Source organism: Yersinia massiliensis, assembly GCF_003048255.1.
Classification (GTDB): Bacteria; Pseudomonadota; Gammaproteobacteria; order Enterobacterales; family Enterobacteriaceae; genus Yersinia; species Yersinia massiliensis_A.
Window position 1 is genome coordinate 2186629 of record NZ_CP028487.1, and the last position, 22416, is coordinate 2209044.

Consider the following 22416-nt stretch of genomic DNA (forward strand, 5'->3'; position numbering starts at 1 on the left):
GGCCAACCTAGGCATGAACAAATTTGTCAGACTAACAGCAATCGCAGGCTTGTTACTGGCGGGGGCGAGTTACGCGGCCGATACGACAACGTATCGTATCGATCAAATTCCTCAACTGCGTCAGGAACCTGAGCATGCAACTGTGAGTGAGCGCGTAACATCGCGCTTCACTCGCTCTCACTATCGCCAGTTTGCGCTGGACGATCAGTTTTCAGCCAAAATATTTGATCGCTTTCTCAACATGTTGGATTACAGCCACAACGTGTTGTTAGCATCAGATGTGGCCCAGTTCGCGGATAAAAAACATTCGCTGGACGATGAGTTAAAATCCGGCCAGTTAGACACGCCTTTCGCGCTATTCAATTTGGCGCAAAAACGCCGCTTTGAACGCTATCAATATGCATTATCAGTATTAGACCGTCCGATGGTATTTACTGGCAATGACACGATTGATATTGATCGTGGTAAAGCGCCTTGGCCAACCAGCGAAGCGGAGCTAAATAAGCTTTGGGACGCAAAAGTTAAATATGATCAGCTGAATTTGAAGCTTACCGGTAAAACGGATAAAGAAATCAAAGAAACGCTGACCAAACGCTATCAAGCGGCGATTAAGCGTTTGACGCAAAGTAACAGTGAAGATGTCTTCCAACTGATTATGAATGCGTTTGCCCACGAAATTGACCCTCATACTAACTACTTGTCTCCGCGTAATACTGAACAGTTCAATACCGAAATGAGCCTGTCGTTGGAAGGTATCGGTGCTGTCCTACAAATGGATGATGATTACACTTTAATCAACTCCATGGTGCCGGGCGGCCCAGCGGCGAAAAGTAAGACTATCGCCGTGGGTGATCGGGTGATTGGTGTGGGTCAAGCGGGTAAACCAATGGTCGATGTGATTGGTTGGCGTCTCGATGATGTCGTCGCGCTAATCAAAGGGCCAAAGGGCAGTAAAGTGCGGTTGGAGATTTTACCTGCGGGTAAAGGGACTAAGCCACGTACTGTTACGTTGACCCGTGAACGAATTCGTCTAGAAGACCGTGCGGTGAAAATGTCGGTGAAAACCATCGGCAAAGAGCGTGTCGGCGTTCTGGACATTCCCGGCTTCTATGTTGGCCTGACTGAAGACGTTAAGGTGCAGCTACAGAAGTTGGAAAAAGAGAATGTTAGTAGTATTATCATTGACTTGCGTAGCAACGGTGGTGGGGCGTTAACCGAAGCTGTGTCGCTTTCCGGTCTATTTATTCCAAGTGGCCCTGTCGTTCAGGTGCGGGATAACAACGGCAAAGTGCGTGAAGACAGCGATACTGATGGTATTGTTTACTACAAAGGCCCGCTGGTGGTCTTGGTTGACCGCTACAGTGCTTCGGCTTCTGAAATCTTCGCCGCTGCCATGCAAGACTATGGCCGGGCGCTGATTGTTGGTGAGCCGACCTTTGGTAAAGGGACCGTGCAGCAATATCGCTCGCTGAATCGTATTTACGATCAGATGTTGCGCCCTGAATGGCCGGCGTTGGGGTCACTGCAATACACTATCCAGAAATTCTATCGGGTAGATGGCGGCAGTACTCAGCGTAAAGGGGTCACCCCAGATATCGTGATGCCAACGGGTGTCGATCCGGCTGAAACCGGTGAAAGCTTCGAAGATAACGCTTTGCCTTGGGACAGCATTAATGCTGCCAGCTACATCAAGACGGGCGATTTGAAACCGTTTGAGCCTGAATTGCTAAAAAATCATACGGCACGTATCGCTGCCGACCCTGAATTCCAGCATATTCAGCAAGATATTGAACGTTATAAAGCGCTGAAAGAGAAGCGCAACATTGTCTCTCTCAATTACGCACAACGCGAAAAAGAGAACCATGATGACGATGCAAGACGCTTAGAACGCTTAAACGAGCGCTTTAAACGTGAAGGTAAAAAGCCACTGAAGTCATTGGATGATTTGCCAAAAGACTATCAAGAGCCAGACCCTTATCTTGATGAAACGGTCCATATTGCCTTGGATCTTGCCCATACAGAGAAAGCGCAACCGCAGACTCCACCGGCAACACCGGCGGCGAAAGCAACTGCGGCAAAGTAATTTTGTGATGGTTCTGATGAATCCGGGTTCGAGAGAGCCCGGATTTTTTTTATTTCTTTTCGGCGCGCGATCAATCGATTGTCGAAAAAGTAGCAAAATATGTAATGAAAAGTATCCAAATTTGTAAAGTTGTGTTGATTTACTCTCTTAGAACTTAACAAACCTTGAAAATTTATCAGATGCCCATACGATCAGCGTATCTCAGTTATTAATTGCTGAGTCATCATTCAAGTCTATGGCAATTTGATTCATGACCAAGTTGACCAATACTGATGTGGCTCAACACAGTGTCGATTGATTAAAACTATCGATTCAACATAAATAAGGAAATAAATTTTTATGATGCGTATCGCTCTGTTCCTTCTCACCAACTTGGCCGTTATGTTGGTGTTCGGGTTGGTGCTAAGCCTGACAGGTATTCAGTCCAGCAGCGTGCAAGGGCTGATGATCATGGCCGGCCTATTTGGTTTCGGCGGCGCATTCGTTTCGTTGCTGATGTCCAAATGGATGGCATTGCGTTCAGTCGGTGGTGAAGTTATTGAGCAGCCGCGTAATGAAACTGAACGTTGGTTGCTGGAAACTGTTCGTCGGCAATCTCAGCAGGCAGGTATTGCCATGCCGCAAGTTGCCATTTATCAAGCGCCAGACATCAATGCCTTTGCAACGGGTGCACGTCGTGATGCATCGCTGGTGGCTGTGAGTACTGGTCTATTGCAAAATATGAGTCGTGATGAGGCTGAGGCCGTTATTGCGCATGAAATTAGCCACGTGGCAAATGGTGACATGGTCACCATGACGTTGATCCAAGGGATTGTGAATACATTTGTGATCTTCATTTCACGTTTGATTGCGCAAGTCGCAGCCGGGTTCCTCTCTGGTGATCGTGATAATGAAGGGAGCAGCGCGGGTAATCCAATGGTTTACTTTGCTGTTTCAATGGTACTGGAACTTGTGTTTGGTATCCTCGCCAGCATTATCACCATGTGGTTCTCTCGTCATCGTGAATTCCATGCTGACGCTGGTTCAGCAAAACTGGTTGGGCGTGAAAAGATGATTGCGGCACTACAGCGGTTGAAAACCAGCTATGAGCCACAAGAAGCAGGTAACCTGATGGCATTTTGCATCAATGGGAAGTCTAAAACCTTCAGCGAATTGTTCATGTCACATCCGCCACTGGATAAGCGAATTGAAGCGTTGCGTTCTGGCCAGTACCTGAAGTAACTGCCAGCATCTGAATAGACAAAAAACCCCGCCAATATTATGCGGGGTTTTTTATTATCGAAGCCACTAAAACGGTGTTAACTCCGCTTTTGACTGACGCGAAGTAGACTCACTAATGCAGCGATACTGGCGAAACAGCCTGCCAAGATGAGTGATGCATGCGTCCCATTTGTTGAGAAGAGATTAAACATTAATGCGACCAATGCGGCACCAGAGGTCTGCCCCAGTAAGCGGGCAGTGCCTAACATGCCGCTGGCACCGCCACTACGGTGTTGCGGCGCAGCAGAGATTATCGTGTGGTTGTTTGGTGACTGGAATAATCCAAATCCGGCACCACACAGCATCATTCGCCAAATAATATCCAAGTCTGTCGGATTTTGGGGCAAAAGAGCCAACAGGAATAGCCCGCTGGCGAAAACGGCCAAACCAATCCCACCTAATAACCCCGCATGATACCGTTCAACCAATCGTCCAGCGATAGGGGCGACAACCATCGTCGCTAATGGCCAAGGGGTCAGCAGTAGACCTGTTGCGACCTCATCACGTCCTAACACGCTTTGTAAGAAGAAGGGGAGCGCCACCATCGCCAACATTTGGGCAGCAAAAGAACAAATCGACGTACCTATCGAAAGCGCGAAAATTGGAATGCGCAATAAATCAACCGGCAACAGAGGAAACGGTTGGCTGAGTTGGCGGCGAACAAAGAAGAAACCGATGACCAGTAGTGCGATAATTTCAGCCGCAATCACAGTTGCACTTTGGCCTTGAGCAAAGCCACTAATGGCAATGATCAGCAAACCAAATGTCAGGGCATTCATAATAGAGCTATTGAAATCGAAGCGGTTACCATTGCTCTTCGTATTATTTGCCGGTAAATATTTCATCCCCAATCCCCACGCTAGCAGCCCAATGGGAACGTTAATGGCAAATAACCACTGCCAGGAGGCAACGGCTAATACAGCAGAGGCGATGGTAGGGCCTGCGGCGGCTGAGACAGCCACAATGACCGAATTAATACCAATACCTCGACCGAGCTGCGCACGGGGATAAATGATGCGAATCAACGCGGTATTGACACTCATTAACGCAGCTGCGCCGAATCCTTGCAGCACGCGGGCAAATGTCAGCGTCCATAATGAGTCGGAAAGGGCGCAGAACAGAGACGTAATACTGAATACCAGCAAACCGGCTTGATAGACACGACGGTAGCCAATAATGTCGCCCAGAGAGGCCATCGATAGCAAAGAGATAGTGATGGCTAGTTGATAGGCATTGACGACCCATATGGATGTGGCAGGGCTGGCGTTGAGATCACGAGCTATGGTCGGCAAAGCGACATTGGCGATAGTACCATCAAGCACTGCAATGGTAATACCCAAAGCGATGACGGCTATCGCTGCGTAGCGCTGAGGAACGGGTAAGCCATCGGTGACAGGAGCAGTCATAAGAATTCGTCTATAAAATAGTCATAAATGAAGTATTTATATGCTAACCAGTATTGCAGATGAATGCATCCTCGCCAGTGGGCAATTCTCAAATATCAATGTTATATTTTGTCTCTCTTGGCAAATTAACAGCATGATAACACCGATAATTTGCAGTAATCAGTAAAAATAGAACTGCGATCACGGAAAAATGAAACATCGTTTCTATAATGTGAGATAATATTAGCCGAACAGGTTAGCCTGCGGGCAAAATTTTAATTCTCTGACGATTTAAGGACTTTCCGGATGGCCAAAGGTAAACAAATCCCCCTGACATTTGAAACTTATCAGGATGCCTCTACCGGTGCACAAGTGACACGTCTGACGCCTCCTGATGTGACTTGCCACCGTAACTATTTCTATCAAAAGTGTTTCACCCGTGATGGCAGTAAGTTGTTGTTCGGTGGTGCTTTTGATGGCCCATGGAACTACTACTTGCTGGATCTGAACACGCAGGTGGCAACGCAGCTGACTGAAGGGCGTGGCGACAATACCTTTGGTGGTTTCCTGTCACCTGAAGATGATGCACTGTTTTATGTGAAAGATGGCCGCAATCTGATGCGTGTCTCTCTTGATACGTTGGAAGAGCGAGCCGTTTATCAAGTACCAGAAGAATGGGTCGGTTACGGCACCTGGGTCGCCAACTCTGATTGCACGAAGTTAGTGGGTATTGAGATAAAACGTGAAGATTGGCAACCACTGACTGACTGGAAGAAATTCCACGAGTTTTACTTCACTAAGCCGTGTTGCCGACTCATGCGTGTTGATCTAAAAACCGGTGAATCAACCGTGATTTTGCAGGAAAATCAGTGGTTAGGTCACCCAATTTACCGTCCTTACGACGATAATACCGTTGCGTTCTGCCACGAAGGGCCGCACGATTTGGTTGATGCCCGTATGTGGTTGATCAACGAAGACGGCAGCAATATGCGTAAAGTGAAGACTCATGCAGAAGGCGAAAGCTGCACCCACGAATTCTGGGTACCAGATGGTTCTGCATTGGTGTATGTTTCTTACCTGAAAAGCAGCCCAGATCGCTTTATCTACAGCGTAGACCCTGAAACACTGGAGAATCGTCAATTAACCAAGATGCCAGCTTGTTCTCATTTGATGAGCAACTACGATGGTACTTTGTTGGTTGGTGATGGTTCAGATGCGCCAGTCGACGTACAGGACGACAGTGGATACAAGATTGAAAACGATCCGTTCTTGTATGTTTTCAACATGAAAAATGGTACTCAGCATCGTGTGGCTCGCCACGATACTTCGTGGAAAGTATTTGAAGGTGATCGCCAAGTCACGCATCCACATCCTTCCTTTACACCTGATGATAAGCAAATTCTGTTTACCTCGGATGTCCACGGCAAACCAGCATTATATTTGGCCACTTTGCCTGAATCTGTCTGGCAATAGTTAAATTATGCACTAGCCTCTTTCATGGAAAGAGGCTAATTTGCTGTCTGCAAGGCTTTTATCCGATTATTCACATTGGTTTATTGCACACTCTTGTGACTTCCCTTTATAATAAAACCACTGTTCTATTTTTTTTAAAACATATCGTTTTACGAAACGCAGAATATTGAGTAGGGTAACTAAAAAATGGCTATTGCAGATCTAGATAAACAGCCCGACTCTGTGTCGTCGGTTCTGAAAGTTTTTGGCATCTTACAAGCTCTGGGTGAAGAGCGGGAAATAGGTATTACCGAACTTTCTCAGCGTGTAATGATGCCTAAGAGTACAGTTTACCGATTTCTCCAGACTATGAAATCTCTGGGGTATGTTGCACAGGAAGGCGAATCAGAGAAGTATTCCCTGACATTGAAGTTATTTGAGTTAGGGGCTAAAGCGTTACAGAATGTTGATTTGATTCGTAGCGCGGATATACAAATGCGTGAACTCTCTAATGAAACTCGTGAAACTATTCACTTGGGTGCATTGGATGAAGACAGCATTGTTTATATCCATAAAATTGATTCTATGTATAACCTGCGGATGCATTCGCGCATTGGTCGCCGTAATCCGTTGCACAGTACTGCTATCGGTAAAGTGCTCTTAGCGTGGCGCGATCGTGGTGAAGTAGAAGAAATCTTATCTCATATCGAATTTACGCGTAGTACCAAATACACACTTGATGGTCCAGCAGCATTGCTACCAGTGTTAGATCGCGTGCGTGAGCAAGGTTTCGGCGAAGATATCGAAGAACAAGAAGAAGGTTTGCGGTGTATCGCTGTGCCTGTGTTCGACCGTTTCGGTGTTGTGATTGCGGGGTTAAGTATTTCATACCCAACGCTGCGCTTCTCGGAAGAGAACAAGACTCATATTGTTAAGTTATTGCATCGTGCAGCACGTAATATTTCTGAACAGATGGGCTATCGCGATTATCCTTTCTGATTGAATCGATAAATAGGGTAAATACCGTATAATTATTGGATGTTTTAATCAGCTGTTAATTATAACTATTTATCCCTTTCATACTAAACGGCCCCTTTAATTTGGGGCCGTTTTTATTGATACTGCCCAGTGATAGGCTCGAGTGAAGTAAAAAAAGAAGACAATAATACGGGTACGTAAGATATGAGTAGGTAGACGTTCCCCCCGCACCAGCAGCCCATCTAGATAGCGTGTGAAACCATTGATGATCCTGATAATCATTTTTTGTGTACATATTTATGACTAAAACACTAATATTAGTGCTAAGTATTATTGGAGATTACTCGGCATTATTTAATTATATTGTTTAGCAGTCATTTAATTTAGTTGGGCCACTATAGCCGTGCTTAATCATATTTTAGGGAGAAGAATAGTGACGGAGTTATTAAGCATGAGAATGGTATTTGGTGCGGGGCTGTTGCTACTATTGGCCGGGTGTAGCAGCACGCAAAATCACCAGCCACATAAATTGATCGACCGTGGTGATTATAAGATTGATACCAACTATCCTTCGGTAGCTCAAAATGAGCGAGTGCGTTTTTTGGTCCTGCACTATACCGCTTTGGATGACGCGGGATCGCTCAAAGTGCTGACCGAGGGGAATGTCAGTGCGCATTATTTGGTAAAAACACACCCTGATAATGTCGATGGGAAACCTGTGGTACTGCAATTGGTTCCTGAGGAAAAAAGAGCTTGGCATGCAGGCGTGAGTGATTGGCAAGGGCGTAATAGCCTCAATGATACTTCGATAGGTATCGAAATCGTCAATAAGGGCTTCACTGAGAAGATGTTAGGGCGTACTTGGTATCCTTATAATGAATCACAGATTGAATTGATTGAGCACCTCACCAAGGACATCGTAGAGCGCTATGACATTGCACCGACAGCTGTTGTTGCACATAGCGATATCGCCCCCCTCAGAAAATCCGATCCTGGCCCATTATTCCCGTGGAAACGGTTGGCGGAAAAAGGTGTCGGTGCTTGGCCAGATGATGTAACTGTCAGTAAATATCTTAATGGCAGATATAAAAGCGATTTGGGTTCGGTCCCTATTATTCAGAAAGCACTGGCCAAATATGGCTATAAAATTCCACAGAGTGGCATATTGGATGAAGAGACCCGCCAGATTATCATTGCCTTCCAAATGCATTTCAGAGCACAAGATTTCAGTGGCAATCCGGACGCTGAAACGGAAGCTATCGCTCAGGCACTGGTCGAGAAATATCGTTCCTAGGCATTATTGGTTATCCAAGCAAAAGCGTTGCTATAACGTGAGCTCAATAGATTGGGTGAACGGCCCAAATTAGCATTAAAAAGCCAGTCATAAATGACTGGCTTTGTTTTCGTTATGATGTGACAAACGCTTTTTTATTGATGAGCTAAATCACCGTCATCGTCACTGTTCAGTATCTCTTTATTGGTTTGTTTCATCAGTTGACTGGTTACAGTACCTGCGGTCATTGAACCACTAACGTTCAAGGCAGTACGGCCCATATCAATCAATGGCTCAACAGAAATCAGTAACGCAACCAGTGTGACAGGCAAGCCCATTGCTGGCAGGACAATCAATGCAGCAAAAGTCGCACCGCCACCCACACCGGCAACACCGGCTGAACTGATGGTGACGATACCGACTAAGGTTGCAATCCATATTGGGTCCAGTGGGTTGATCCCAACGGTCGGCGCTACCATCACTGCCAACATGGCGGGGTAGAGGCCCGCACAGCCATTTTGTCCAATGGTGGCACCAAAGGAAGCTGAGAAGCTGGCAATGGAGTCAGGGACACCTAAGCGGCGAGTTTGCGCTTCTACATTTAATGGGATGCTGGCAGCGCTTGAACGGCTAGTAAAGGCAAAGGTCAACACCGGCCAGACTTTGCGGAAGAATTTCAACGGATTGATACCGGTGAAAGATAACAACACGCCGTGGACCACAAACATAATGGCCAACCCCAGATAGGATGCTACGACAAAACTACCCAACTTGATGATGTCTTGGATGTTTGAACCGGCAACCACTTTGGTCATTAATGCCAACACGCCGTAGGGGGTCAGTTTCATCACCAAGCGTACTAATTTCATGACCCAAGCTTGCAGGGTATCAATAGCAGCCAAGACGCGCTGACCTTTCTCCACATCATCTTTAAGCAGCTGCAGTGATGCGATACCCAGTAAGGTCGCAAAAATAACAACACTGATAATTGAAGTTGGATTTGCACCGGTCAAATCAGCAAACGGGTTTTTTGGAATAAAGGACAGAATTAACTGAGGTACGGTTAAGTCAGTGACTTTGCCCAAATAGTTGCTTTCGATGGCACTTAAACGCGCGGTTTCTTGGGTGCCTTGAATGAGGCCATCAGCGGTTAAACCAAACAGATTGGTGACAAACACGCCAACCAATGCCGCGATTAATGTTGTGAAAAGCAATGTGCCAATCGTTAGCACACTGATTTTGCCCAATGAAGAGGCGTTATGCAGTTTAGCGACCGCGCTCAGAATCGAGGCAAAGACCAGCGGCATGACGATCATTTGCAGTAACTGCACATAACCATTACCGACGATATTAAACCAAGTGATGGACTCTTTAAGCACCGGATTATCTGCGCCATAGACCCATTGTAAACCCAGACCAAATAGCACACCCAATGCTAAACCAACCAAGACTTTCTTAGACAGGCTCCATTGTTTATGGCGGCTTTGTGCCAAGAGTAATAGCAGTGCGACAAATACCAGCACATTAATCACAAGCGGTAGGTTCATCCCCAAATCTCCAGATTATTATTATGAATGCAAACTTCGTTATTCATTTCTACTTCCGATAGAATCTCACCAACACAATTAATTCCATCAACAAAAGCAATCTCACCAAGTAGAATCAATTGAGTCATCAGCCGCGTATGGTAGCAGCCTCATAATCACTCACTTATATCCAAAAAGAATTTTATATAAGTTTTTGCCACTATTTGTATGCAATGCATTCAGATTGGTGATTGTTTGTGCATTAAAGTGTGATCACAATCGAAAATTTTTCAATTGCTCCATATAGGATAGCAGTGGAATGCTGGTATCAGTTTGCCAATAGACGGAAAAACAAACGAATAGCACGCAGAGTACCCGCTCTAGTTGATTCCCTTTTTGCGGGCGCAATAGCGGAATACAAAAGCGCCAACGGCAAGGCCAAAGCAGCGGTACTCCGGCAGGGGTGATCATATCTGCCACTATATGACTGAAGTAACCAATAATCATGGCATGAAATGCATCCGCGGGAATAATCCAATCACGCGATATATCCATCTGGAATAGCGCAATCCCCCCGACGACAGCCAACAGACTATGGGTGAATCCGCGATGCCCAAATGCCCTCGCAATGGGCGTTGAGATCCATTTTAACCGTTGGCCAAGGATAGACTTGGGATGGTCAATATCGGGCAGCAGGGAAGTAAGCAGGGCGCCAGGTATCAGGTGCCACCAATCGCCATGCGCCAACTCCGGTGTAAGACCGACTTTTTTGGCTAAAATAACGCAGGCGACAGAAAAAATAAGGTGTCCTTCCCCTGTCATACATGAATTCCGAGTTTGTAGCTGTTGATTTATCCAGTATATGAGATTTGTCTTGGTAAGGATAGCCGTGACGCTGTAACTAAATGTCTCATTTTTCAGTTTGAGGGCGGGAATCTAGCGCATGTATCCAAGTAAGAGATATTCGGTGATGAACTCAAACAAGGAACTCTAAGTAAAAAAAGGGAAAAATGACCGGGTGTCATTTTTCCCTAAGTAATACGGTATAGGCATAATCAACAAATAATGATGAGGGCACTCATAACGATACAACTACTTATTACATAGACAACTTACACGCACAATTAGAAGCTGTACTGCACACCCACACGGAAACGAGTTTGACGTTCGTCCGTGGTTTTGCTACCAGCGACGTTACCGATAGCCACATATGGTTTCCAGTTTTTATCCCATTTGTAGGCAACTTTTACGTCATGGCTCCATTCGTCTTTTTTCTTATTAGACAGAATTTCATCTTCAGACTTCTTGTAGTTCAACTCATATTCAGCGGAATAGCTTTTCAAGAAGTTGTAAGCAAACAACATAGTGAACTCATGGCCTTTCTCATCGGATTTAGTCTGAGAAGGTTGGTTACGCTTGTAGTACGGGCGATAACGCAGTGATGTAGAGAAGTCATCGTTAAAGGACACTTTACCGCGCAGGTAAGGGCGGTAGTTGTTTGAGTCAGAAGATGACTCTAATGAGAAACCAGGCTCAAGTTGGAACATCTTATTAAACTGATAAACATAGCTGGCAACAACTTCGGTGCCATTACTGACTTGCTCGTTAAACGGTTTGTTTGGTGTAGTGTCAGAGCTGTGCTGGCCCCATTTCCCTTCTAAAGATAAGCCGAAGCCATTGGCAAAACGGTTGGAGATCAGTAAGCGGTCTTTATGATCAGACTTACTGGTGTCTTTCATTTCATGCCGATAGTCAATTGTTGTTGCAACAGAACTAAAGCTGATAACAGATGCCACTGCTAATGTAATGAGTTTAAATTTCATTTTTTTATATAATCCCAGGGTTATGGTTATTTTAAACAACAATTATTAACAAACTTATAAAGCTCAACATACGATTAGAAAACAATTCCACAATCAAAGAAACAACGTTTCACTTATTGTGGATACACATTCTATTTATATTTGTAATTAATTGTGTGATCCAGATCTTTGTTGATGATTAATTTTATAATCAGGTATTAATTTGTGATGTTGATCTAATTGGAGGATATTTGATGACATAAAACAAAATAACCCCGCCAAATTAATGGCAGGGCTTTAATTTACTTAAGTTAAATAACTTTAATGATTACCGCATTGCGCGTTTTAAAATACGATCGCCTTGCTTATTAAAGTATTCTGCAGATTCCTGAACTGATTTCTGACCATAATCGATATATTGAATCGCATCGCGGAACAGAGAAACGATTTGTGGGTCATCAAAGTATGGTGACGTTTTCATTTCATGTGGAAGTTCCAACGCCATATTCAAACCAGCAACCGATGGATCTTCATCTTTAATGACACCACTGGCACGAAGTTGAGTCACCGCCGCGGCACTCAGCGGTACACCACGCTCCAGACCCATCGCCTCAATCCCTTCTTTGCTGTTCAGCAGGAAGTTAATCAGGATAGCGCTTTCCTCTGGATGCTTGGTTGATTTACCGATAGAAAGCATTTGAGCAGGTTTGAAGAACAGACCGGCATCTTTCGCATCTGGCAACATCGGATAAGGGCCAAGGACCAATTTTGCTGGTTTAGTCAGGTTATCGGAATACTTAGTAATGGTGGAGTTCCACATATAAGTTCCACCCCATTCACCGTTAATCCACGGCTTCATTTCGTACATATTACTTTTGCCGAATGAAGCATAGTATTTGGTTGATGGCATAACATGGCTATCGACCATTTTCTTATACATTGTAAAGAACTCAACCCACTGTTCTGGTGTATAAGCAAATTTCTTATTAGCTTCGTCGATTGTTGGAATATTGTATTTTTGTGTCATATAAGAGCGAATTAATGCCAATGTATCCTGGTGCTCTAATACGACAGGGTAATATTGGTCACCCAATTTTTCTTGGAATACTTTACCCGCGTTTAGCAATTCATCCCAAGTTTTCGGATATTCCAAACCTGATTTAGCCCATGTCGCGTCGTTGAAGTAGAAAATACGCGCAGTGACTGAAATTGGAATACCATTCAATTTGCCATTAACAGTGGTTTGTTGCAGTTCTTTAGGATCAAATTGAGTCAAATCTAATTGTTTTGATACTTTATTCAAATCAAAAAAGCCAGTGCCGTCTTTAGAGAAGATTGGCAACCAGTTCCAGTTGGTTTGCATAACATCAGGTTCAGTCCCACCGGCGATTTGAGTCGTCAGACGAGAAAGGTGACCATCCCAACCGGTGTATTCAGCTTTTACATTAATATTTGGGTGTAGTTTGTGGAATTCTTCCAGAGCTTTAAGCGTCATTTGATGACGACCATTGCCCCCCCACCATGACATACGCAAGTTAACGTCATCCTGTGCAAAAGCCTGGTGTGACAATAAAGCCAGAGTGGATGCTATTAGCGTGTGTAGGATCGCTTTTTTCATTAGGTACTGCTCCTGTTAAAGAGAGATATTTTTTTCTGTTTTTGCATCAAAGATATGGCATTTATCCATATCAAACTGGAAGTACACGGTGCGATGCAGGCCGTTTTCAATAATTGGCCGTGCTTCATCAGACGGTAAGCGACAAGTCAATTCGAAGTCGTCGACTTTGATATACATGAAGAATTCATGGCCCATGTTTTCCATGCGGACTAATTCGCCTTGAGAATGGTTATTAGCCATTGGCTCAGTTGACATGCGAATGAATTCTGGACGGACACCAAAGAACACTTTTTCACCAGCAAAGGCAGCGACTTTAGCTTGTTGTTTCTCATTCAGAGCCAGTGTGTATTGGCCGACGGTTAGGCCAATTTGGCCATCTTTTTCTACCAACGTGCTCGGTTTGATATTCATTTCCGGCGCGCCGATAAAACCGGCAACAAACATATTGGTTGGGTAGTGATAAAGATTATCTGGGGTATCCACTTGCATGATATGGCCCAGCTTCATGACGCAGATGCGATCGCCCATGGTCATGGCTTCCGTCTGGTCATGCGTAACGTAAACGGTAGTTGCCGCTTTTCCACTCTTTTTCAATTGCTTATGCAAATCAGAGATACGGATACGCATTGACGCACGCAGCTTGGCATCCAAGTTTGATAAAGGCTCATCGAACAAGAACACATCTGGTTTTTTCACAATTGCACGGCCTACGGCGACACGCTGTGCTTGACCACCGGATAACTGGCGCGGCAGACGGTCCAACAAATCTTCCAGTTCTAGAATTTTTGCTGCTTCGGCAACTTGTGTTTCAATTTGATCTTTCGGTAACTTGCTCAGCTTCAGACCAAAGGCCAAGTTTTCTTTAACAGTCATATGCGGGTATAACGCATAGTTTTGGAACACCATGGCAATGCCACGTGATTTCGGTGCCAGGTTATTGACGACGCGATCACCAATACGGACTTCGCCATCACTGATGGTTTCCAAACCTGCCAACATACGCAGGGTAGTGGATTTAGCACAGCCAGATGGACCAACAATCACCATAAACTCGCCATCATGGATCTTCAGATCAATGCCATGAACCGCGCGGAAACCGTTGGAGTAAACTTTGCCTAATTTGTTGAAAATGACTTCAGCCATGATAAATCCTCTATTAACCTTTAATTCCGCTGCTGGTTACGCCTTGAACGAAGTAGCGTTGAGCCAGGAAGAAAACAATGATGGACGGCAGAATGGAGATACTTGCCATTGCCAGAATTTCGTTCCACGGTGCGCCTTCGGTGACGTCAATTGACATCTTAAGAGCCAGCGCTATCGGGTATTTATCTACGCTGTAGACATAAATCAGTGGGCCGATAAAGTCGTTCATTGACCACATGAACTGGAACAGTGCGACGGAAATAATGGCCGGTTTCAGAATTGGCACAACCACATACCACAACACCTGAAGGGAGTTACAACCGTCGATTTGTGCGGCTTCTTCCATATCACGTGGTACACCACGCAGGAACTGAACCAGCATGAAGACGAAGAAGCCTTGGGTCGCGAAAGCCGTCGGCAAATAAAGTGGTAAGTAACTATTCAGCATGCCCATTTCGCGGAACATGATGTACTGAGGAATCAACAACACAGTACTTGGCAGCAACATGGTGGTAATCAATGTTGCGAACCAGAATTTCTTCCATGGAATCTCAAAGCGTGCGAAACCATAAGCCACAATGGTGGAAGAGATAATGGTCAAAATGACTTTCGGGATAACAAACTTAAAGGTGTTAAGCATGTAATGACCGAAATTATATTCAGTACCGGTTTTCCAACCATTAACGAAACCATCACGGGTTGCATTTTCTGGCCATAATCCTAATGTGGTGAAAATCTCATTATTAGGCTTAAATGCCGCAGAGAACATCCACAACAATGGATAAAGCATCATCAGGCCGACAATAATCAAAATGATATAACGGAAAGCTGCACTGACTTTTGCTTTGCGTAGTGTGTGGTTAATTTCCGCATCTGCAAGTTCCTGCGCCAGAGCTAATTTCTTCTGGTTGGAATTATGTTGTACGTCAGTCATTTTTTCCTCCTTTATCGGCGGAGTAGAAGACCCAATATTTAGATGATTTAAATGCAATTGAAGCGAAGAGGGCAACGACTAGGAATAATACCCAAGCCAGCGCAGCACCGTATCCCATATCAAAGTATTTAAACGCTGTATCGTAGATATAGAGCGAGAATAAATAGGTGTAATGAGTCGGTCCACCGTCTGTAATAACGTATGGTGCGGTAAATTCTTGGAATGCCTGCGTCGTTTGCATAATAAAGTTAAAGAAAATAACCGGCGTGATCAGTGGCACGGTAACTTTCATAAACATTTGCCACTTAGAGGCACCATCAATCATGGCAGCTTCATATTGTGATTGCGGTACGTTCTGCAGTGCAGCCAGGAAGATAACCATGGCAGAACCAAACTGCCAAACACGCAGTAAAGTTACGGATGTCAGCGCTAACGCGGGTTCTCCCAGCCAGTTAATGGCATCAAATCCAAACACGCCGATAAAGCTGTTTAACAGGCCATCAATGGCAAAGAGAGCACGCCATAATACGGCAATTGCAACGCTACTGCCGAGGATCGATGGAATATAGAAAGCGGTACGGAAAAGGCCAATACCACGTAATTTAAAGTTCAGTACAAAAGCAATCCCCAGAGCAAATGCAAGTTTTAAAGGAATAGTCAGAAAAACATAGGCGAATGTCACGCCCATGGATTTCCAGAATAAATCATCTTCAAGAAACATATGACGATAATTCTCAATCCCGTTAAAGACAGGAGGATTCATTAAGTCATACTCAGTAAAACTGAGAAAGAAAGATGATACAAAGGGGAAAGCCGTAAATATTATCAACCCGAGTATATAAGGTGATAAATAGGCTAACCCCAGCATTCTGTTTTCATTCATAATGCTTACCTATTTTTAATAACATGAAAGATAAATAAAATTACTGATTCAAAAGCGTCGGATAAATAAAGTCGATATCGTACAAGGTGCGGCTTTCCCCGTTCACCCGATAATCTCCATGGATGTAACCACCGTTGGTAATAAATTGAGGCATTGCCGTAGACTTATTCTGTTTTGCGGCAATTAAGGTTAATAATGCTAATGCAATCGGATTGTCGATTCGTAGATAACGGTGTTGAGCCGATTCGACAAACAGGCCGCGGTGGTAATGTTGCGTAAATAGGTTGTCGCCAATTTGCCATGCTAACTCGAATAATTGAGGACATTGGCAATATTCTGCCAGCTCGGTTAAGGCGATCAGCAAATAGGGGGTAGCATTAGGTTTTTGACCGTTCATCAATGCAGCTTGGCGTTTTGATTTATTCAATTCAGCCAGTTGCCAGCGATGCAGTAACACACCAATCAGATCCAGTAATTCTTCATCTTCACTCAAACGCCAAGCTCGGACTAAAGGCAGAAGATAATCGACCTCTAATGAGAATGGTGAAATAACAGTCCCTTTTGCGCCGTAGTAACCATCACGTTGCAGGACATAACCGCTCATGTCTTGGCCATCATTCCATAGCGGGCGTAATGTGTTGCTCTCAACGTCATAAGCAAAGCGATAATAATTCTTCAGGCCGTCAATCACCCACTCAAGCACTTCTGCATCAGGTTGTTGGTGCAGAATATCAAGCATTGCCAAAGGGTTATCAATGAGCAGTGGCCGCATGTCACGGAATAGCACGTTAGCTTCACGGGCAATTTCACCAAATTCAGGGCCAAACTGACGCTTAGCACGGTCGCCATACCAAGATTGAGTCTGGTTATCATCATCAGGTATCGGCCGACGCTGTTGTGGGGAACTAAACTGATAAACGGGTAAGCCTGTTTCAGGATTACGGGCTAAAACATATTGGCGATAAAGATGTTTGCCCCATGCCGCTGCGGCAAGATCACCGGTGTACTCAGCATATTTATAGGCTGCGTAAATCAGGTCAGTACCAGCGTTAACAAAGGTTAATCCTTTGGTTTCTGGTAGACGAGGTAAGTCGGCAGGGTGGACCACGTCGTGACGTGCATGGGTGAACACATGTGGGTCGCGTTGTTTGTCATAACTGCCATGACGGCCCAGATCCAGAGATTGCCAATCTTCTACGTGTGCATGCCAAAAACCCTGCAAGAAGTTGAGTGTTTTTTCACGGTCAATGGAAACCAACAAATCATAATAAGGCAGATGGTGCTTTAGTTCGTGGACCTGCGCTTTTGATTCTGGCCCTTCAGTTTTCAGCGAATCCAAATTCAGGAAACGATGCCCACCCCAATAAAATAATCCGCTTTGTTCATGCACACCACGTTGCATGAAATAGTGACTTTGCGCCCGCGCTTGTTGATGATATTGCGGATCCTGAGTGACTAGGCTGAGCGCATCTAATGTCCGCAACCAGTTTTGCTGACTGGCAAAATTTGATATTGGTGTATTGTGACCATCAGGGAACGCCCAAACGACAGGTTGATGTGTTAGAACATCAAAACCATCAGCCATTAATGGAGTTGGATTTTGAGTGCTGTGGCCAGCAGATTGCACTAAATCAACATAGCTGCGGATTGCGCTAAGCCAGTTAATCATCATTGCATCGCTGTTTTTAGTATTGCCTGCAAACTTCATCACCTTAACCCCATCGTAGAGACATCTGAGCGGAACCGGTTTTAGGTTCCTTATAAAAAGAAACATCGTTTCAATCCATTATATTTGTATTTTCTGGCGAGTCATTGGGCGAATGACAAAAGTGTGATCGAAGTCGGAACGTTGTTTTGAATTTTTTATGTTTGTACTTTTGGCAGGATGCACTGAATGATCTTATTTGTTAACTACTTGATAAATAAGTAATAAAAAAGGCACAACGGAAGTTGTGCCTTTTTGCAATGTTGAGTCAAAATGTCAGTACTGCCAAGAAAATAACCCTTAACTCAAATTAGCCATGATTGACAAATTAGCGAGCTAACCAACCACCATCTACTGCGATAGTGTAGCCGCTGATATAGTCTGAAGCTTTGGATGCCAAGAAGACCACTGGGCCTTTCAAGTCATCTGGCAAGCCCCAACGGCCAGCAGGGATACGGTCAAGGATCTCTTTGCTACGCTCTTCATCTTTACGTAACTGCTGAGTATTGTTTGTCGCCATATAACCCGGAGCAACAGCGTTCACGTTGATACCATGTTTTGCCCATTCGTTAGCTAACAGACGGGTGACACCCATCACTGCGCTTTTCGATGCGGTATAAGATGGTACACGGATGCCACCTTGATAAGACAACATAGATGCAACGTTGATGATTTTGCCGCCATGACCCTGTTTGATGAATTGCTTGGCAACAGCCTGAGACATGAAGAACACCGTTTTAATGTTAACGTTCATCACATCATCCCAGTCTTTTTCGCTGAAGTTGATCGCATCTTCGCGGCGGATAATACCGGCGTTATTGACCAAAATATCGATTTGGCCAAATTCAGCGACAGCACGCTCTAACAGAGCAGGGATGCCATCAATCTTGCTCAAGTCAGCCGTCAGGCTTAAAAAGCGGCGGCCCAATGCAGTGACTTTTTCAATCGTTTCTTTTGGTTCAACAATGTTGATACCCACGATATCACAGCCAGCTTCGGCTAAACCGATCGCCATACCTTGGCCCAAACCTGTATCACAGCCAGTAACCAGTGCAATTTTACCTTTCAATTCAAAGGAATCTAAAATCATAGCTAACGTCTCTCTCAAAGCGGGCAATGGTTTCCGCGATTTTTATATTAGGGAGAAAACCGCCCAAAGGACGGCTTTGGTTGGTAAAGCCTTTCTTTCAGAACAGCATCTTTAATGGGCATAACCCAAGCCAGATAACGCGGCAGAATGAGAGATTGCACATGAAGTTGAAATTGTAGACTGACAACCTGCGCAGGGTCTGACTTCTGACCGAGTGTTTCTTTTGATGTGATGATGATAGTATTTGCGGGAAGTTAATTCAATAAAAATGAAATGATGTTTTATTATTTTTTGAGGGACATCATGATTTTTGGATTAATAATGGTAAAACGGTGAGGATTGCCCGTAGAATGAGCCGAATCCAGCGAAAAACTGTGACGACGCTGCATCGAATCTATTCTGCATAATAATGAGGAGAAACAATGAAGATGTTCTTTATTAATGACGAAACGCCATGGGAAGAGTTAGGCAATGGCATAAAGCGCAAAGTTATGACCTGGAGCGATGAGCTGATGATGGTCTGCGTTCACTTTGATAAAGGGGCCATTGGCACCGCGCACAAGCATGATATTCATGACCAAATTGCCTATGTTGCAGCAGGTAGTTTTGAAGTCGAAATTGAAGGGCAGAAGCGCATATTAAAAGCAGGGGATGCGTATCGGGCAGTGAAGAACGAGATGCACGGCGCCGTGTCACTGGAAGATAACAGTATTTTAATCGACACCTTTACGCCTAAACGGGATGATTTCCTCTAAAATCGATTTGGGCGGCTGTGTCATCGGCGTAACCGCCCCTTATCGCTTAGAAAGTATCAATACTGAGTTACGAAATATCTTCCTTTCTCAATTGCTCTAATGACTCCAATTGAATATCGGCCAATACCCAGCGTGGATCTGAGCGGTATTCTTGTGATGGAATCACAATTGAGCGCATGCGTGCTGCTTTCGTCGCAATCATGCCATTGACTGAATCCTCTAGTGTGACGCATTGCATTGGGTCAACACCCAGATCGGCGGCGGCATTCAGATACACTTCCGGATGGGGTTTGCTGTAGGGCAGGTATTCAGCAGAGACTAAACAGTCGAAATAGTGCTCTACACCCAGCATCGCCAGAACGCGTTTTTGCATATGTAATGGTGATGCCGATGCCAAACCAATTTTAAGCCCTTGCTGGCGGCAAAGGTCTAAAGCATATTCCACGCCTGGTAACACGGGATGCGTTTCTTCCACCAAATCAATGGCGCGCGCAATAATACGTTTGCAGACTTCAGCCTGACTTGGCCCTTGCCACGGCATGGTTTGGAACCAAAGTTTCACCACTAAATCGATACGTAAACCGAGCGTATCGGGTAATGTGTCCCGAGAGGACGTATCCAGCCCCAGCGCAGTGAAAACGTCAAGTTCAGCTTGTAGCCATAAAGGTTCCGAATCAATCAATAAGCCGTCCATATCGAAAATTGCGGCTTTAATTGGATGAGGGGTCGCCATTATTCATCACTCCTGTTGGTTATTGTCCACTTGCTGAATACCTTATCATTAACAACATCATCTTGCGCCTACAGAACCTTGCATGAATTTGAATTAACCTAGCAGCTCACAACAAAAATTTTGCACAAAGAGTGAATGTAGCAGGTAAACTAAGACAACATAAGTTGTGGTATTTGCAAGGAGAAGTCATGACCTATCAACAGGCTGGGCGTGTCGCTGTGATCAAACGGATTGCAGGGTGGCTCGTTTTTATTCCAGCACTGCTGTCAACATTGATATCCATTATCAATTTTGCCTATCAATATAGCCAAAAGAGTACTGGCATTAATGCAGTTATGATGGATTTTATCCACGTGATGACTGACATGATTCGCTTTAATACCACTTTTTTGGATATTTTCTGGTTCAACTCACCTGTACCTGACTTCGAACAAGGTCTTTCCGCTGCTAACATTATGTTCTTTATCATTTATATGTTGATTTTTGTCGGGTTATCGTTACAGGCATCAGGTGCCCGAATGTCGCGACAAGTTCGGCATATCAGAGAAGGCATTGAAGACCAGATGATTTTAGAGCAGGCTAAAGGCAGTGAAGGGCGCAGTCGCGAGCAATTAGAAGAGAAAATCGTGCTACCACATCACACTATTTTCTTGCAGTTCTTTACCCTTTATATCCTACCGATTGTTATCGGTGTCGTGGCTTATTTTGTTGTCAAATTACTGGGATTGATGGCTCAGGGCTAAAGTCGAGTTCTCTTGGTCTCATGGATGCTTGGTCTAACGCAATAAACTTGGTCTAGCGAAATAAACTAGAAAAAAGCACCCCGACTCGTTGAATTGCCAACTTTTGGGGTGTTTTGTTAATTGCTTGAATCAGTCACTGCCGTATCGGTGGTTTGCAGCGCTAGAACCGCTCTGGATGCAGCAATTGCTCTACGGCTTTTTGCGCACTAAGCCAGTGTTGACCGCCAAATAGATTGCTACGATTCAATAAGTAATAGAGTTGATAAATGGGCTGCCGCTCAATGAAGTCGGTCGGCAGTGGCCAAATACTCTGGTAGCCATCATAAATCTGAGCGGGTAGGTTAGGGCAGAGCGGCAACATGGCAAGGTCACACTCTCTATCACCCCAATAACAGGCGGGATCAAAAATGACAGGTCCATTAGCACTGGCTGCGCAGTTGGCGGGCCATAAATCGCCATGTAGTAATGAAGGTTGCGGTTGATGCCCCAGTAAACGTTCCTGCACAAGTGCTGTTATCTGATCAATATCGCCAAAAGACATCCCCTTCTCAGCGGCTAATTGCAGTTGCCAACCGATACGCTGTTCAGAAAAGAATTGCGCCCAACGTCGTTGCCAACTATTAGGTTGTGGCGTGGTGGCTAAGTCATTATCAAAATCTAGCCCAAATTGCAGTTGCTCACTCCATTGATGCAAATGCGCCAATTGTTGACCAAGACAATAAGCATTATGGGCATCGAGGGGCTTCAGGGGAATATATTCGAGTAGCAGGAAGCTATAATCACGATCGCTACCCACACCATAAACTTCAGGTACTTGGACCGTTTTACTGCGCGCTAATAATGAGAGTTGATCAGCCTCAGCCGTAAATATAGGCAGCATCTCACGGGCATTGCATTTCACGAAAACCTCGGTTTCGCCATAACTGAGGCGCCACGCTTCATGAATATCTCCGCCCGGTAATTCGGTTCTTTCCCGAATTTCAGCAGGGCCTAGGTATTCACCTAACAGACGCTTGACTGCTTGCCACATGATTCACCCCCTATCAGCTTGCC

The 22416-nt window shown here is 44.8% G+C and carries 19 protein-coding genes; 7 read left to right on the plus strand and 12 right to left on the minus strand.

All coding sequences use genetic code 11. From position 1 onward, the window contains the following. Nucleotides 1-13: 13 nt before the first annotated feature. Together prc and htpX are read left to right on the plus strand one after the other, a co-directional pair. Nucleotides 14-2083 carry a carboxy terminal-processing peptidase gene (gene prc, locus DA391_RS10305; RefSeq protein ID WP_050080618.1) on the plus strand — a complete coding sequence of 690 codons (2070 nt, stop codon included), beginning with the start codon at nucleotides 14-16 and terminating at the stop codon, nucleotides 2081-2083. 339 nt (nucleotides 2084-2422) lie between these two features. Continuing rightward, nucleotides 2423-3304, plus strand: a complete 882-nt coding sequence (gene htpX, locus DA391_RS10310; RefSeq protein ID WP_019210204.1) for a protease HtpX — start codon at nucleotides 2423-2425, stop codon at nucleotides 3302-3304. 77 nt (nucleotides 3305-3381) lie between these two features. Here the strand turns inward: htpX and DA391_RS10315 are convergent, their stop codons facing one another. Further along, a complete protein-coding gene (locus DA391_RS10315; RefSeq protein WP_050285719.1) occupies nucleotides 3382-4749 on the minus strand; it encodes an MFS transporter in 1368 nt (455 codons plus the stop codon). 285 nt (nucleotides 4750-5034) lie between these two features. Between DA391_RS10315 and ogl the strand changes: the two genes are divergently transcribed. The 3 genes from ogl to DA391_RS10330 all read left to right on the plus strand — a co-directional run bounded on the left by ogl (nucleotide 5035) and on the right by DA391_RS10330 (nucleotide 8452). Next, nucleotides 5035-6201, plus strand: a complete 1167-nt coding sequence (gene ogl / locus DA391_RS10320; protein WP_019210202.1) for an oligogalacturonate lyase — start codon at nucleotides 5035-5037, stop codon at nucleotides 6199-6201. Nucleotides 6202-6387: 186 nt separating this feature from the next. After that, complete coding sequence (kdgR, locus tag DA391_RS10325; RefSeq protein ID WP_049607091.1) at nucleotides 6388-7179, plus strand: DNA-binding transcriptional regulator KdgR; 792 nt, start codon at nucleotides 6388-6390, stop codon at nucleotides 7177-7179. Nucleotides 7180-7609: 430 nt separating this feature from the next. Beyond that, on the plus strand, nucleotides 7610-8452 hold the full coding sequence (locus tag DA391_RS10330; protein WP_108087680.1) for an N-acetylmuramoyl-L-alanine amidase: 843 nt from the start codon (nucleotides 7610-7612) through the stop codon (nucleotides 8450-8452). A 134-nt stretch (nucleotides 8453-8586) separates the two neighbouring features. Here the strand turns inward: DA391_RS10330 and DA391_RS10335 are convergent, their stop codons facing one another. From DA391_RS10335 to kduD, 9 genes are all read right to left on the minus strand, one after another. After that, complete coding sequence (locus DA391_RS10335) at nucleotides 8587-9978, minus strand: L-cystine transporter (RefSeq protein WP_050285718.1); 1392 nt, start codon at nucleotides 9976-9978, stop codon at nucleotides 8587-8589. A gap of 252 nt (nucleotides 9979-10230) precedes the next feature. Then, nucleotides 10231-10779: a metal-dependent hydrolase gene (locus tag DA391_RS10340; RefSeq protein ID WP_050080624.1), complete on the minus strand. Its 549-nt coding sequence runs from the start codon at nucleotides 10777-10779 to the stop codon at nucleotides 10231-10233. Nucleotides 10780-11081: 302 nt separating this feature from the next. After that, nucleotides 11082-11780, minus strand: a complete 699-nt coding sequence (locus tag DA391_RS10345; RefSeq protein WP_019210197.1) for an oligogalacturonate-specific porin KdgM family protein — start codon at nucleotides 11778-11780, stop codon at nucleotides 11082-11084. A gap of 307 nt (nucleotides 11781-12087) precedes the next feature. Continuing rightward, nucleotides 12088-13377: an ABC transporter substrate-binding protein gene (locus DA391_RS10350; RefSeq protein WP_019210196.1), complete on the minus strand. Its 1290-nt coding sequence runs from the start codon at nucleotides 13375-13377 to the stop codon at nucleotides 12088-12090. A gap of 15 nt (nucleotides 13378-13392) precedes the next feature. Continuing rightward, nucleotides 13393-14520, minus strand: a complete 1128-nt coding sequence (locus tag DA391_RS10355) for an ABC transporter ATP-binding protein (RefSeq protein WP_019210195.1) — start codon at nucleotides 14518-14520, stop codon at nucleotides 13393-13395. 13 nt (nucleotides 14521-14533) lie between these two features. After that, the gene (locus tag DA391_RS10360; RefSeq protein ID WP_108087681.1) at nucleotides 14534-15454 is read right to left on the minus strand and encodes a carbohydrate ABC transporter permease; all 921 of its coding nucleotides are present in this window, start codon (nucleotides 15452-15454) and stop codon (nucleotides 14534-14536) included. After that, the gene (locus tag DA391_RS10365; protein ID WP_019210193.1) at nucleotides 15447-16337 is read right to left on the minus strand and encodes a carbohydrate ABC transporter permease; all 891 of its coding nucleotides are present in this window, start codon (nucleotides 16335-16337) and stop codon (nucleotides 15447-15449) included. The genes DA391_RS10360 and DA391_RS10365 overlap by 8 nt, the downstream gene beginning before the upstream one ends. 40 nt (nucleotides 16338-16377) lie before the next feature. Next, nucleotides 16378-18045 carry a pectate lyase gene (locus DA391_RS10370; protein ID WP_050080626.1) on the minus strand — a complete coding sequence of 556 codons (1668 nt, stop codon included), beginning with the start codon at nucleotides 18043-18045 and terminating at the stop codon, nucleotides 16378-16380. Nucleotides 18046-18370: 325 nt separating this feature from the next. Continuing rightward, the gene (kduD, locus tag DA391_RS10375) at nucleotides 18371-19132 is read right to left on the minus strand and encodes a 2-dehydro-3-deoxy-D-gluconate 5-dehydrogenase KduD (protein ID WP_004875262.1); all 762 of its coding nucleotides are present in this window, start codon (nucleotides 19130-19132) and stop codon (nucleotides 18371-18373) included. Nucleotides 19133-19554: 422 nt separating this feature from the next. Between kduD and DA391_RS10380 the strand changes: the two genes are divergently transcribed. Further along, nucleotides 19555-19887 (plus strand): cupin domain-containing protein, encoded by a 333-nt coding sequence (locus tag DA391_RS10380; RefSeq protein ID WP_019210190.1) that lies wholly within the window; start codon nucleotides 19555-19557, stop codon nucleotides 19885-19887. A gap of 67 nt (nucleotides 19888-19954) precedes the next feature. Here the strand turns inward: DA391_RS10380 and hxpB are convergent, their stop codons facing one another. Further along, nucleotides 19955-20620 (minus strand): hexitol phosphatase HxpB, encoded by a 666-nt coding sequence (gene hxpB, locus DA391_RS10385; protein WP_050080627.1) that lies wholly within the window; start codon nucleotides 20618-20620, stop codon nucleotides 19955-19957. Between the two features lie 188 nt (nucleotides 20621-20808). Between hxpB and DA391_RS10390 the strand changes: the two genes are divergently transcribed. Continuing rightward, entirely contained in the window at nucleotides 20809-21363 is a 555-nt protein-coding gene (locus tag DA391_RS10390; protein WP_050080629.1) for a YniB family protein, read from the plus strand. Between the two features lie 160 nt (nucleotides 21364-21523). Here DA391_RS10390 and DA391_RS10395 read toward each other — a convergent pair whose 3' ends face one another. Then, a complete protein-coding gene (locus DA391_RS10395; RefSeq protein ID WP_019210187.1) occupies nucleotides 21524-22393 on the minus strand; it encodes a fructosamine kinase family protein in 870 nt (289 codons plus the stop codon). Nucleotides 22394-22416: the final 23 nt, after the last annotated feature.